Origin of the sequence: Planctopirus limnophila DSM 3776 (assembly GCF_000092105.1) — a bacterium.
Lineage (GTDB): Bacteria > Planctomycetota > Planctomycetia > Planctomycetales > Planctomycetaceae > Planctopirus > Planctopirus limnophila.
This window is the reverse complement of record NC_014148.1, coordinates 5,388,588-5,402,232: the sequence shown is the minus strand read 5'-3', so window position 1 is coordinate 5,402,232 and position 13,645 is coordinate 5,388,588. Positions and strand designations below refer to the sequence as shown.

Genomic DNA, 13,645 nt, shown 5'->3' with positions numbered 1-13,645 from the left:
CCATCGCTGAGAAAGAACTGCCGGGTCAGAAGAGTCATTAACGGCTCTTGCACAACTCACCCGGCGAATTTGATCTCGCGAATGCAGGTTGAACTTAGAAATTCCAGCGGCAAATGAATGGCTGTTTCTCTGCCAAACCCGGTTGAGAGCAGTTGCCAGATCATTTGTCGGTCAATGAATGTTGGGCCAACTCATCAAGGACAGCCGGAGAGCATTGAACAACTTTTCTGGCTCAACACTTCAGTAGGCGGGCTTCACAACGGAAGGTGAAGAAACATGGTTAAGTGGTATCTTCTGCGAAATGTTTTGCTCGCCGCTGTATTGGCCAGTGTGGGATCGGGCTGTGCTCGTTCGAGTCAGACGTTGACAGGCTGGTTCGACCGGGAACCCAAAGTTGATGCTCAAGGGAAGCCGCTTTCGAAGGAGGAAGCTGGTAAAGAATCCCTCGCCTCCAAAGAGAATGCTTCCAAGAAGTCGACGGCTGAAAAAGAACAGCTTGCCGACGCTGACGAAGCGGGTGAAGGGGTAAAGAAAGCCAGTTGGTTCTCGTGGGGTAAGGACGACGACAAAGTGTCGTCTTCATCAAAAGACGATAAGAACAAGTCCCCCGTGGCTTCTCAAGAATCCAAAGAGAAGTCCACCACTTCGAAGTCATCGGCAGATAAACAAGTCGCCAAGAACGATTCCAAAGCCGGCACAGCGGCGAAGAGTCCTGCTTCGACAGACAGCAATCCGACCAAACCCACCAAGGGTCTCTCCAGCACAAAGGCCTTTGAAGGGACAGCACTGGCCGACACCAAGTCTGACAGCACTTTGAAAGATACCTCCAGTAGCGAAAAGAAAGCGGTCAAGCCGACACGCGGGCCTTCTCGTGATTTGATTCCTGCGGATGAAGATCCCTTCCTGGCGGAAGCGTTGGCAGATATTGCCGCCGGTCGTGGTAACGGGCCGGAGCGTGTGCAGAACAAAGCTGAATCCGGGCAGGTCGCCAAATCAGATCCTGCCAAGGCTGCCTCCGCGAAATCTGCCACATCAAAGGAAACGACAGCGAGTAAGCCGGCCGCAGATCTCGTGGCAGGTAAATCTCCAGAGAAAGAGAAAGCCGCTCCAGCCGGCACACAGACTCAAGTTTCTTCCAAGCCAACTTCGGAAGTGACTGGTGACGAAGATTTTGCGGCCTGGATCTCGAAGATCGAAGGGCGAAGCGAGGCCGAAGCTAAGCTGGAAAAGCCCTCCCAGGAGACCACATCCAAGTCTGAACAGCTTGTGGCCGCTGTGAAATCGGGTGGAAAGATTCCAGAAGCTAAAGCGACGAAGCAACCGACCAAAACTTTCGATTGGGCGACGGAGACTCCTGAACCTCAGGTGGCTCAGGCTGCATCGAAAAAGGGAGAGACGTTTGCCGAGTTGCAAACAGATTCTGCCAAAAAGATCGAAAGCCTGAGCCGCTCTCTGAAAAGCACGGCCAGCAATGCTCGCGACAAAGCCGCCGATGAGTTGATGGAATCGAAGGCCATCGCCAGCACCGAATGGGCCAATACCACAAACTCTCTGCGAGACAAGGGAGAGAATCTTTCCAGCGAATTGCGGAAGGAAGTCAAAGATCAGGCGGTTCAATTTGCTGATCTCGCCACGGAAACTTCCGAAGCTGCTGCCGATATGGCCTGGGCTCAGGTCGAAAATGAGAAGAGCCGACTGGTCGCTTCGACAGCCAATGCCACAACTGAGGCTGCGAATCGAATTCAGGATGCCTTTGATTGGGAAAAAGAGACGACTGTCACCCCCACAGCTATTGCCAAAAAGACGGGGGCAACTGCTCCTGTCATCAAAGGGCTGATTGAGAAGTGTGGTGCGATCAGTGAAGAAGTTAAACCCCTGGTGCAGGGGCTGGAAACCAGCAGTGTTGATGCGATTCGTCATAACGTTCATCGGTTAGGTCAAATGGATGCAAAAGGCCAGGAAGCTGTTCCTGCCCTGAATGCTCTGCTCGACCACGAAGATCCTTATGTGAAGGTTCACTCAGCTCTCGCTTTGAGCCGCCTGGGAGCAGAATCGCCCAAGGTTCTGAAGACATTGGTCGGTGGACTGAAATCGCAGGATGCGGGAGTACGCAGCTTTTCGGCGGCTGTGATCGGCGAACTGGGTCCGCTGGGGGCAGAGGCTTTGCCAGCCTTGGCCACGTCGCTCGATGATCCCGACGGTTACGTTCGTCTGCATGCGGCTGAAGTTCTGGTGCGGAATGATCGCTTTGCCGGTCGGGCTCTCGATACGTTACAGAACTGCCTGAAGGATTCAGATGAGAACATCCGCTGGCTGGCCACATACTCACTGGCTGAGCTGGCACCACAAAGACCCGACACAGTGCTGTGCCTGATGAAGGTTCTGAATGATCCTGCAAAGCGAGTCCGTGTGGGAGCGATCTATGCACTGGGTGAGATTGGTGCCTTGTCGCGAGTAGCGATTCCAGAACTCGAACAGGCCGCCACTGATCCTGATCAAGAGTTGCGGGCTGCTGCTCAGTACGCCTTGCAGCAGATCAAATCCTGAGTGACCTGCGGATCATTCGTAGAGACTTTGTGATGTATTCAATTACGAACCTCACTCGCCTGTCGCGTGTGAGGTTCGTACTTTTCGATTCTAGGGATTCCAATAATCAACTGGGCTCCTCGGAATGGGGTGCCTGGGGTTGAGCGTCCTCACGAACCCCAGTTCGTGCCGAAGATAGCTGGGGGTTCGAAGACTCAACCCCAGCCACACGCCGCGCAGTTATTCATGGGACTCCAAATCATAATGCGCGCCAGGAATTGGACGCGATGGGCTGTTGGGGCAGGGAATGATCGGCGAGGGAATACGTCCACGCCCACGTCCAGGAGTGTTCCTCAAGATTGAGCCGATCCTGTGGTGCGACTTTGATAATCGTACGGTGGTACATGGCATAGGCACCATTTGCCAGAGCGGGATAACCAGGAAACTCTTCCACAGGATCGAGAACCGGCCAGTCATGGGCTGGATCTTGCAGCTCAAAGAGCTCGCCCGGAATTTTTTGCTCCGGCGTGATCGATGATCTTTGTCTCTCCGACGATGAGGTTGCAGGGAGGATCATTGCGGGGAATGTTCCCAGATTGACGAGGCTGCCGCTTGTGATGCGTGGGCCCACCAACCGGCTGCCCACCTCTTTCAGAAAGGGATGGCGACATTCGCCCTGCATTAACGTGCCGTAAACAAAGAGCTGCCTGATGAGTGAGGGAGGAGTTTTGCCTGCAGCGACTTGATCAAGGACATCACTGGCGGTTGGGCCCACGAGACCATCGTTCAAGGCAAAGCGATCATATCCTTGTCGAACAATGGCGACATAATCAGGGTGAGGTTCGACATAGGCTTGTTTGAAGGTCGGTTTGGCGGTGTAGGTTTCAACCTGTTGAGGCACTCCGGCAGCATTGATGACGAATGTTGGGTACCTCTGATAGCCACTTTTTGTAGCATGCAGCCCCTCTTTGCGATCCATCGCGTCCCAGGCTGTTTCGTCCATCTGGAAGATTACGCCCGGGACGACATGGCCTGACGCTGGTTCGACATCGAGCACACCTCCGTGGCGGCGCTTGGAGTGAAGGCTGAAGACCAGTCGATGATCTGGCAGCCACGCCCGGCCCAAAGGAGTCATGGCTCCCAAAGAAACATTTTGTTCGAGAGCCCACTCCTCTTGGTCAGTCTGGTTTAGATTGGAGCCATACGCGAAGTAAAGTTTTGAGGACATGGTCACAACGAGAAACCTGATGTTGGGGCGAAGAGAGTGTGCGAAAATTTCTGTTGATCAACGATTGAACCGCAAACGATTCACCGGTGTCCAGAATCTGCAGAGAGAGTTTTTGTGATTGTTCAAGCAGGCAATCCCTCACAAGACCTGACGTAACAGTCTGATATGAAACGAGTTGCCTCCAGATCCATGGAAACAGCCCGGAGACGGCATGCAGAATTCATGAAAATTGTCGCTGCCTTGCGAGCAGGGAGGGAATTGGAATAACATTCGCAAAGTTGTGGTGCGAAATCATTCTGATTTCTCATTGCGGCGAGATCTTGGCGATGTAGCTCAGTCGGTTAGAGCAGCGGCTTCATAAGCCGTGTGTCGTGGGTTCGAGTCCCTCCATCGCCATTGGAGTTTTTTGCTATCTGTTCTCAGCTGGCTGCAAAACTCGCGACTGAATAACACAGGCCCGACCATGAATCATGGTCGGGCCTGTTGTGTTTAGTGCGGTCTCAAGGCTTGCCTGTCACCGGATGACAGCCAAGCACTTCGTGATGAGTATCCATCCGGAGAATTAGTTCTTCGCTGCTGGGCCCACATACTTGGCGCTTCCAAAGCCCAAGAGGGGGATAAAGATGAATGGCAGGAGAACTAAACCAATCCCCCATGCCACATCTTTGCCAAAGGACTTCGCGAGGTCAATGTAAATGATGACGGCAAAGATAATGCCTACGCACGGGACAAGGAGCAGGAGAAACCACCAAATGGGGCGCCCAACGATCTCCAGGAGCACAATCATATTGTAGATCGGAATAATGGCTGCCCAACCGGGCTTACCAGCTTTGGTGAACACCTTCCAAAGGCCAGCAATCAATAGAACGATCAGCGCTAGTTCGATGACCAGGATGACCATCGCGATGCCACCGGCAGCCGCTGCTCCTGCATCACCGCCGAAGTCATCTTGTGCCAGCATTGCGAAACGAAACAGATCCATTGCGTTCTCCCCACCTGAATGTTGTGTGAACAAATCCCCATTAGGGCGGCAGACTAATGTTCAGACATTTGCAGGTCAAATGCGAACTTTGAAGATTTGCCTGACCAACACAAAATTCTTTTCCGTTGGCTGCAAATGGTGCCCTCGTTGACCACCACAGTCATGGCAATCAAAGTTCATGAGGGATTGGCAGGGAGAGCACGGGGATTCGTTAAACCCTCGGGACGCAGAGTCTCTGATAAGGTTTTGACCGGCTCGCGCATTTCCTTCTCACCTGCCTTCATTTCCTGAAAGAACATGAAATGCGGATAGGAATCGAGCTTGAGTTTGTCCTGCAAGGCGGGGAACAGATAATCGCGCGAGCAATAGATCATCCGCCGCAAAGCCTCTCGCTGACTTGATGCAATCGTCTCCAGTTCAGCAGTGATTTTCTCAAGCTGTTGCCGGGATCTGGTCAGATGTTGATCCCAGTCTTGATCACGCGGGTTGGCGTCGAGCAGCTGTCGGCTCTCGCGGTAAATCCCCAGCAGTTGATCGTGATAATGATGATCGAGATTTCTGCGGGGCCAGTACCACCAGGCAGCCCCCAGGCAACCCAGCAGGACTACTGGAAAGCTGCGCCTCCCAAACTGCACCAGGTGAGCGGAAAACGGGCGACTGGCAATGGTCGAGAGGGCCTTATTCCGCGACGGAAATACTTCCCAGATCGAATCGACTTTCATGATCCGCAGCACATCCAGCATTTCGGTTGAGGGATTGGCCAAGGCCACGCGGCCCCCCTGACTCTTCACTTTCTGGCTGAATACAATCAATTGCCCAAGGATCTGCGAACCGAAGTATCTCGCCCTGCTCAGGTCAAACACGAGGTGCTTTAACTCAGATTTGTCAAAATAGTCGGTGGCAGCAGCCATCTCGGCATGCACATGGGGCAGATGAAATCCAGCAGCATCACCAGTGGGTGTAATGATCAGGGTATCGCCATACTCTTCCAGCGGAAAAATCTGATGCAGATGTGTCCGATCCGAGCGCGACATGGCAACTGGCCTTTGACGTGAGCCTGTGAATCTCGATATGGCAGTCCGCAAGAGACTTCAGCAGCAGCGTAAGACAAGCCGGGAGTCTTCGCCAGTACTGATGGTTCACAGGCGACGCCGTGCTTGGATGCGAATGATTAATGAGCTCTGGGAGTGGTCGCGGGTCCAAGTCGGCGGCGATTGGGTTCCTGTTTTTTGGCGGCCGCGTTACCGACCTCGAGATCCTGAGGGGTTGCCGACTCTGCGACCGTGATTGTCAGGGGAGATTCCGTCGACAGGAACAACGGACCAAAACCGACTTTGGGGCCTTCGCCGTGTCCTGCATCCGGGGTGTGCCCTGCTGAAATCGAAACAAAGTGCCTCCCCAGGGGGGCTTGTCCTTCGAAGGTTCCTTCTTTGGAAACAGGGATCGTGACGGCCGCCGATTGATCAGCGGGCATTAGCACCAAAGCGACTCCTTCGACCTGAATGGGTTTGCCATCAACGAGGACGCGACCGGTGACAGGTCCTTTGGCGCGCGAATCGACAGCCACTCTGCTGCCGCAACCTGCGACAAAGATTGCCAGTAAAAAAACACAAATCCATGGTGTAAAACTCAAAGCGAGATCGTGGGGAAGCCGCGTGGAGATCGCAGCAGGTGGTGTGGCTTTGTTTCGATGGGGTTTGACTCTGAGACACATAGGAAATCTTTCAAAAATTGGTGGAAACACCATAGAGAGGGGTAGTTTTGGAGGTGACATTCCCGATGATATCAGTATACTTTAATACGATCGTGGAAATCCAGACAAACCTGAAGAGTTTGTCCAGAATACATCGGGTTGGCTGGCTGATCACGCTCATCACCGTAAAGCTGCAAGTTCCTATCGATAAAAAACTCAATTCACTGATAAGAATCTCAATATCTCTGCCAGTGACTTTTCGGCTGGCTTCATGAAACTGCATGTCGTACTGGTTGATTTCGCTCTGACTCAATATGTCTAATTTCAGGTTCTTCGGGCCTTTGCTACCTAATCTTGTTTGCATGTCTTGAGCCACATTCTGTGGCATTCACTTCCTGCCAGTTCTGGCAATGTTCTTTTTGGAGCTCTTTATGTACCGCTTGACTCTTCCCACTGCACGTCCTGGGCGAGTTGCTCGTCGTCCGGGATTCACACTGATCGAGCTGCTGGTGGTCATTGCGATCATCGCTATTTTGATTGCCCTGCTGCTCCCGGCTGTGCAGCAGGCGCGCGAGGCGGCCCGGCGGACTCAGTGCCGCAATAACCTCAAGCAATTGGGGATTGCGATGCACAATTACCACGACACGTTCCGCGTCTTTCCGCCAGCGGGTGTCGATGGGATGAAAGGGACATCGGGCCGTCGGTATTCCTTCGCGATCAGCATTCTGCCGTATGTCGATCAGACACCACTGTATAACACGATCATGGCCAATACCGGGGCGGGAATGGCTGATCCCTGGAATCGACCCGCTTACTTTACCGTCGATGTTCCCGGCTTCATCTGCCCCTCCGATGTACCACCCGGCAATCGAAATGAAAGCCCCAGCCTGCTCAACTATCGCGTGAGTGTGGGAGATACTCTCAACGACAACAACGGCACCAATACTCGCGGCATGTTCGCCTACCGCAGCAATACAGGCATGCGTGATGTGACAGACGGTACCAGCAATACCATCATGATGGCCGAAGCTGTCATGGGTGGTGTCGATACCACCGCGATCCTGGGTGGTGTGGCTGTGGGTGTGACAACCAGCACTCCTCAGGCCTGTCTCAGCCTGATTGATCCTGCCACCCGTACTTTGACTGGTGCTGTGCGGACAGATTTCCGACCACCGGGGGGACGTGCCTGGGATGGACGGCCATACTTCGCCTTTGTGGCCACTGCTGTTCGGCCCAACGGTCCTTCCTGCCAAAGCTCAACGGTCGATGGTGGCTGGGGCCACGCCACGGCTTCCAGTCGGCATACAGGGGGCATTCATGCGTTGATGGGTGATGGCGCTGTGCGATTCATCAGCGAAAACATCAGTGCCGGTGATCCCAATGCGACCTCGCCTGGCAGCGGCCCATCTCCTTATGGTGTGTGGGGTGCAATAGGAACTCGTGCCTCGGGAGAGACGGTCAACGAGTTCTAACAAGACCCTCTGTTTCTTGCTCCACTTCAACGTCACAGGCAGTACGGGAACTTCTTCTCGTGCTGCCTGTGTCGCTTTGAATCAGAGTTGTTCCGGATGTCGAGATGTCGTGTTATTCCTGCCTTTCAGCCCTTAAAAACGGGTGTTTTTCCCATGTCGTGGACAGGAAGGAATGGTTGGTTCCGGGATGTGGTTTTCTCGCAACAGCAAAAACGGATCACCCTCCGATTTTCGACTGGCGAATGCTCTTTTTCTGCGGCAAGCTCTACTACCTGCGAATGATGATCTGAGATGTCGATCGATGATTCATGGCCGACGATGAGGTAGAGCGAAGCTTGAATTCCACCGGGTATCGAGAATTGCTGGGGTCATTATTCCGCTGGACGCTGTTGCCATCAGCTCAGCGCCGGCTGATGACTGACAATATCTGGCTGCCACTGAAGCAGGCTCAGAAAACCCTGGGTACGGAGCTGGTGCGCACGACAGCCAGTGAGCATACTTTGAGCCAGTACGCGTCAGCAGCTCATCTCCCCACGACTGACCTGCTGATGCACGTGCTGATGTTGGATGGCATCATGCGTGTCTGGTCATCCATCACGGTGGCCGATCATCAATCAGTGTTGAGTGATGATCTGATTGCTGTCGAGCGACTCGTCCTCTCGTTATCTCAGTCACAACAGCAACTGATGGTCTGGGCCTACCGGACCTTACAAAAAGAGGATCGAACCTCTGGTTTTTCCGAGATCAATCTCTTCCGGAAACGCTATGAGCGATGGGTCGATATTCTGATTTCCTGCACCTGTTCCAAGCATGAAACCGCTTTGGAATGGGGTTACGACAGCGACAGTGTGGCCGACTTTCTCGACAGCTTTGCTGCCAGGCCACATCCTCTGGCGACGGTTCTGAGTGCCGGCTGGGAAAATTTCCTGGAGAGTGTAGAGAAGCTGACCCCCACTTTGATGGCTCCGTTGCCTCGTCTCGCGACGGCATTTTCAGGGATTTCGCAGGAAATGTCCCGACCGAGAAGCAGTCTGCTCAGCAGCGCTCTGCACAGAATCTACAACTCGTCAAATCGTTCGTGAGCCGACCATACCACAGGCTGTGAATTTTCGGGTACTGCCTCTCTAATGGTCAATGCCTGCAAGTCGAGCTTTGTCGGACAGAAATATCCATCGACTTCTTACGGAATTCATGAATTCACATTCCGTTTGCCCCTCTATTGACTACGATAACTGATGTAGGTGAACTAAGCCGTCTGATGCGTGAGCAGGATGACTTGACTTCATTGGGATTCGATGGCTTAGCTGGTCCTGCCTCTCTAGTGCTCTTTTGATCACATCTCCTGGGCAGGTTTGCTCTGTCATCAGCCTTCAGAATTGGATTAAGATACAAATCTGTCGATTTTAGTAATGCATTGGCATGGCAAACGCTGTGTGATAGATAAGTCTCTCAAATTATTGATGCTTTATAACTGTGCCAAGGCAGGCTTTTGAATTGTGGATATGGAATCCGGCAGGATCGTTTTGTTCAAAGACAATTTTGAAGAGATCCCTCGGAAGGTGGATCGTTGAATCAAATTGTCCTGTCCGCAGTGACAAGGTAATGCCATGCCAGCTTTCCTGATTCCTCTCGATGCCGGTGGTACAGTGATTCCACTGGAGAAGTCGATTGTCCTTGTGGGACGTCAGGCTGATTGTGATGTCGTGCTGACTCACAGTCGCAAAGTCTCCCGCAAGCATTGCTGCTTCGCTCAGGTGAATGATCGCTGGGTGATTCGCGATCTGGGAAGCACTAACGGTGTTTCCATTAACGGAGCCCGTATCCGTAAAGAACATCGGCTGCGACTGGGCGATGAGATTCTGATCGGGGATATTGGTTTCAAACTGCACAACAAGCCACAGCTTGTCGACAACAAGATTGTGGAGACGGCAGGCTTCACACCAGCGCTGAGAGCCTCTGCCACATCTCCAGTCAGCTCTGAACTGCCACTGGCGATTGCTGATAGTGATGCGGATATACCAGGCTATTCACTTCCATCCACAGCATTTCCGGGAAACGGCTCCCCAGCCAGTGAGAGTGGGATTTCTCGTCGGAAATTCAGTGAACACTCCTCGGTCAATGAGCCACCGCGCGGATCGCAGCCTTTGAACGATTCGCCTCGTTTTGACGACCTGTTTTCGGCCCCTAATGATGATTCCGGGGTCGATCTCAATGGTCATCACGGAAAACGCCGCGATGACAGTCACGAGATGCTCGCCGTTGGTTCTGACAGCTTTGGTTAATCGTGTCAGATCACTCACAAGGGAGTGAGTATCGTGATCAGGTGCATCTTCGACTTTTGTCATGCATCGACTGCGTGCGAGCAGCCTGACCAGTCGATTTCCATGACCTGATAATGGGTTTTGCACCATCCCAGAGTCTGATAGACCTGTTTTGCCGACTGATTGTCGCCATCGACGTACAGCCTCAGACCTGTGCATAAGCTGTCTTGCCTGGCGGCTTGTTCCACATGCTGCATGAGCTGGCGAAAAACTCCCTGCCGGCGATCTTCAGGCCGCACGTAGACACTCTGAATCCACCAGAACTCACCGGCTCTCCAGTCACTCCACTCCCGGGTGATCAATAACTGGCCAACGAGCTGTTTTGTCGCGCATTCTTCTACCACAAAATAGGCTCCACGCTGCTCATCAGCCAGCAACATTTGCACACCACGCAGGAGCGTCGGCCCGTCCAGTTGTCGCCCTTCGGTCTCCAGCGCCATGGCCGCATTAAAGGCGGCAAGAACGTCAGCATCAGCAGAATTCCCCCGCCTGATGCTGTATCGACCAAAGGCCTGCGTCATGGCTAACTCCTTATTCAGCGACAATTTGGAAAAGACGAGCCCCGATCATACGCCATCGCCTCCTCGTAGACTCATCGCAGCTTTTGGGATGGTTGTAATTGTTAATCTTTGAGCAGGCTGCCCAAACCATCAACCGAGCGGCGAAAAGTGCCGATAGAACTCACAGCAAAAAGATTGGCTGTGGATTGGCAGATGCTCCCAGTTGCAGCCCCAACATCAAATGATCGGAGAAATCATTGTGTATATGTCGGAACAGGGAAAACTCAGAGCGATGGAACAACAGATTCAGGATCAGCAGCGTTTGGCCTGGGCCATGCTGATTGTGGGAGTGGCAGCCGGTCTGTTAGGGATGCACTTTCTTGTCGCTCGGCCTATGAATGCCGAGATTGCCTCACTGAGGCAGAATTTGAAGACAGTCAATTCGCAGGTTGAAGTGCTGATTCAGGAATCTGTGGACAGTGGCTATACCACCAGCCTGCTTTCGGAACTCAGGTCGCAACGCGAACACCTGACAGAAGCCAAAGTCGCTTTGCGTCAGTGGGAAAATCTCAACAAGGCGATGCTGGTCGAATCGAATCAGACAGCTCAGTTGGCTCAAAGCCTCACAAAATTGCAGAAGTTGACGAAAGATCTCGTGGCAATCTCTCCTGCTGCTGAGCAGGCTCAGGTGGCTTATGACCGGCTCGATCAAATGCAATCCGAACTGATTGAACTCGGAAAAACGACCGCTTCGGCTCAGCAGGCTTTAGAGCAATCACAGTCCCTGCAGCGTACCGCCATTGCTCAGAAACCTTTGATTGCCTCTGCCCGGGAAATTCTTGCTCAACAGGAAAATCTGTATCAATCGCTTTCTGGTCAGACAGAAATGCTGCATGTCGCCAGGGGAACTGTCGGTCAGTTTGCTCAATTGAACAAGTCGCTCATCGATGCCGCCAGCCAGCTGGATGTGGCTCAGCGGGTCAGTGACGTGCTCGTGCAGATCGAGCAGACCTTGCATGATCGTCCTGTGTCGGCTGAAGCGACACTTGAAGAAGCTCAGCAACTGGTGGCCGTCTCGAAAAAGCTGCATGAGATGCAACAACTTCCTCTCGCTGAAGCCAATGTTGATCGAGCCGCCCGATTGGTTGGCGATCTGGCTGGGCGAACCGATTCACTGGCCGATGCTGCTGAGAATCTGGAGTTGATCGTCGATTTCCAGCAGGAACTTGGCAGTCAGATCCGTAGTCTCACAAGCCTTCGCGAGCAGTTCTTCCAGTTATCTCTGCTGGAGAAGTCGATTGGGAACACCGTCCAAATTCTTCAGCCACTCTTTGAACTGACGAATCTCAAGCGGCTCGATGGTGAAGAGCTGCGCACAGCGGCCCGTTCGATTCTCGAACAGCGTTCTCACCAGGATCGCACTCAACTGGTTGACCAGAGCCGGCAAGCGATCCATGGAGTCACCATTTCGACGGGAACTGAAAACAAAATCGATGGACAGAAAAACGACTCGGTCCCACAGCCACTCGACTAGTTCGAGCAGGTGAGCGACTTGGCAAAGCGATTGTGTCAGATGCTCTGACCATCTAGCTGTGGCTTGCAGGCACACACATATCAACACCCGGATTCGACATCGAGTCCGGGTATTGATGTTTTTGAGGCATACACAATGTTGATTGGGATGCATTGATCTGGTCTTCAAGCAGCCTTCGAAGATCTTGTGGAGCTGTGACCAGACCATTGATCCGTGTCAGAGAATTTGTGAACCAGATCTGGTTGTGCGACAACATTGTAGACGCGAAGAAAATCTTCCTCGGTGATGTTGTTCAGGATGGGCTTGAGCTTGGAGTAGAGATAACTTCCATCATGCACCAGACGCGGATACTTGATCAAAGTGACCGGAATATTGGCATCAGCGAGGGCCAGAACTAACTGGTAGAGATGAGCGAGCAGCACCTGCTCCTGGGCCCCTGCCTTCAGACTGCTCGAATTCCACAATCCTCCTGCCAACTCTCGCGAGTGAAAAAACCGCTTGGCACGTTTGAGGAGTGGCATTTTCGCGACAGCCGATCGAGTCACATGCCGACGGCTTTCTGCCGCAGCAGCCAGATCTCGCATGGGGATGAAGACATGCTCGATGACAATGTTCGCATCGGCAAGAACGTCGGCAGCATACTCGGCAAACTTGGGATTCTTGACCAAGTAAGGCGCGGAGGGTTCACGGATGTCATATTCCAGACCGGCCCGGGCGACGTCGTTCTTCAGTCGAGAAAGGTCTTCCGGGCGAAACCCCGTATTGATTCCCAGATGAGTCAAAAGCTCGATAAGAAAGGTCGTCCCGGTGCGTCCTGTACCGGTAATGACCACATGGTGACGGGGGGCCATACGCCATCCTTTGTCCTTGAATTCCGTTTCCATCTTTAGACCATTCCATTGGTCACTGATTCGTCATTGTCAATCAGCGAAGGAACCGATGGCTGTCGTGCGGGCCCGCAGGCACGGCAGACTTCAGCTCAAACCTTGCCAATCAACCTGACGACTTCGTACCTTCTGAACTTTCATCAAGCCACATCGACGCGCGCACACACTTGGAGACGGATCAATCTCGCCTCACTCTGGTCTGCCCACGCACTGATAATGTTTCTCGATGAGTTCAAGAGGTTACGATCATCGCCTGAATTTCTGGTGAAGCCCTTTTGCGGAACTGAGACGCGAAGTCCGCAAGCCATCAACAATGTTCATTAATGATCGTAAGCGCTACATACGATTTGCGAGTCTGGCTGACAAGGGCGATGTTCTTCAGGTCTGTTGGTTGTATGGGCATGATTTGCCGGTCGCTTGATCCTTGGCCGGCGATCAAACATCTATCGATGCCAAGGCCTCACAAATCACCAGGCACAGAACAGCAATCTGTTTGACAATT

The 13,645-nt window shown here is 52.9% G+C and carries 12 protein-coding genes and 1 tRNA gene; 6 read left to right on the top strand and 7 right to left on the bottom strand.

The genetic code is table 11. The annotated features are described in order from the left end of the window. Nucleotides 1-276 precede the first annotated feature (276 nt). A complete protein-coding gene (locus PLIM_RS21710) occupies nucleotides 277-2,547 on the top strand; it encodes a HEAT repeat domain-containing protein (RefSeq protein WP_013112466.1) in 2,271 nt (756 codons plus the stop codon). A gap of 238 nt (nucleotides 2,548-2,785) precedes the next feature. On the opposite strand, the gene PLIM_RS21705 is transcribed toward PLIM_RS21710, so the two are convergent. After that, nucleotides 2,786-3,754: a gamma-glutamylcyclotransferase gene (locus PLIM_RS21705; RefSeq protein ID WP_041402491.1), complete on the bottom strand. Its 969-nt coding sequence runs from the start codon at nucleotides 3,752-3,754 to the stop codon at nucleotides 2,786-2,788. A 322-nt stretch (nucleotides 3,755-4,076) separates the two neighbouring features. On the opposite strand from PLIM_RS21705, the gene PLIM_RS21700 reads away from it, so the two are divergent. Continuing rightward, nucleotides 4,077-4,150, top strand: a tRNA-Met gene (locus PLIM_RS21700). A gap of 166 nt (nucleotides 4,151-4,316) precedes the next feature. Here PLIM_RS21700 and PLIM_RS21695 read toward each other — a convergent pair. The 4 genes from PLIM_RS21695 to PLIM_RS21680 all read right to left on the bottom strand — a co-directional run bounded on the left by PLIM_RS21695 (nucleotide 4,317) and on the right by PLIM_RS21680 (nucleotide 6,817). Next, nucleotides 4,317-4,736: a DUF5684 domain-containing protein gene (locus PLIM_RS21695; protein WP_013112464.1), complete on the bottom strand. Its 420-nt coding sequence runs from the start codon at nucleotides 4,734-4,736 to the stop codon at nucleotides 4,317-4,319. Nucleotides 4,737-4,912: 176 nt separating this feature from the next. Next, on the bottom strand, nucleotides 4,913-5,770 hold the full coding sequence (locus tag PLIM_RS21690) for an STAS domain-containing protein (protein ID WP_013112463.1): 858 nt from the start codon (nucleotides 5,768-5,770) through the stop codon (nucleotides 4,913-4,915). Between the two features lie 137 nt (nucleotides 5,771-5,907). Continuing rightward, nucleotides 5,908-6,450: a hypothetical protein gene (locus tag PLIM_RS21685; RefSeq protein WP_013112462.1), complete on the bottom strand. Its 543-nt coding sequence runs from the start codon at nucleotides 6,448-6,450 to the stop codon at nucleotides 5,908-5,910. 10 nt (nucleotides 6,451-6,460) lie between these two features. Continuing rightward, the gene (locus PLIM_RS21680) at nucleotides 6,461-6,817 is read right to left on the bottom strand and encodes a hypothetical protein (RefSeq protein WP_013112461.1); all 357 of its coding nucleotides are present in this window, start codon (nucleotides 6,815-6,817) and stop codon (nucleotides 6,461-6,463) included. Between the two features lie 43 nt (nucleotides 6,818-6,860). On the opposite strand from PLIM_RS21680, the gene PLIM_RS21675 reads away from it, so the two are divergent. The 3 genes from PLIM_RS21675 to PLIM_RS23440 all read left to right on the top strand — a co-directional run bounded on the left by PLIM_RS21675 (nucleotide 6,861) and on the right by PLIM_RS23440 (nucleotide 10,183). After that, the gene (locus PLIM_RS21675) at nucleotides 6,861-7,901 is read left to right on the top strand and encodes a DUF1559 domain-containing protein (protein WP_013112460.1); all 1,041 of its coding nucleotides are present in this window, start codon (nucleotides 6,861-6,863) and stop codon (nucleotides 7,899-7,901) included. Between the two features lie 308 nt (nucleotides 7,902-8,209). Further along, nucleotides 8,210-8,983 (top strand): hypothetical protein, encoded by a 774-nt coding sequence (locus PLIM_RS21670; RefSeq protein ID WP_013112459.1) that lies wholly within the window; start codon nucleotides 8,210-8,212, stop codon nucleotides 8,981-8,983. Between the two features lie 525 nt (nucleotides 8,984-9,508). Continuing rightward, nucleotides 9,509-10,183: an FHA domain-containing protein gene (locus PLIM_RS23440; protein WP_013112458.1), complete on the top strand. Its 675-nt coding sequence runs from the start codon at nucleotides 9,509-9,511 to the stop codon at nucleotides 10,181-10,183. A 59-nt stretch (nucleotides 10,184-10,242) separates the two neighbouring features. Here PLIM_RS23440 and PLIM_RS21660 read toward each other — a convergent pair whose 3' ends face one another. After that, on the bottom strand, nucleotides 10,243-10,743 hold the full coding sequence (locus tag PLIM_RS21660) for a GNAT family N-acetyltransferase (protein ID WP_013112457.1): 501 nt from the start codon (nucleotides 10,741-10,743) through the stop codon (nucleotides 10,243-10,245). A 271-nt stretch (nucleotides 10,744-11,014) separates the two neighbouring features. Here PLIM_RS21660 and PLIM_RS21655 point away from each other — a divergent pair, with 271 nt between their 5' ends. Further along, nucleotides 11,015-12,256, top strand: a complete 1,242-nt coding sequence (locus PLIM_RS21655; RefSeq protein WP_148227229.1) for a hypothetical protein — start codon at nucleotides 11,015-11,017, stop codon at nucleotides 12,254-12,256. 164 nt (nucleotides 12,257-12,420) lie between these two features. Here PLIM_RS21655 and PLIM_RS23435 read toward each other — a convergent pair whose 3' ends face one another. Beyond that, complete coding sequence (locus PLIM_RS23435; protein ID WP_013112455.1) at nucleotides 12,421-13,107, bottom strand: hypothetical protein; 687 nt, start codon at nucleotides 13,105-13,107, stop codon at nucleotides 12,421-12,423. Nucleotides 13,108-13,645: the final 538 nt, after the last annotated feature.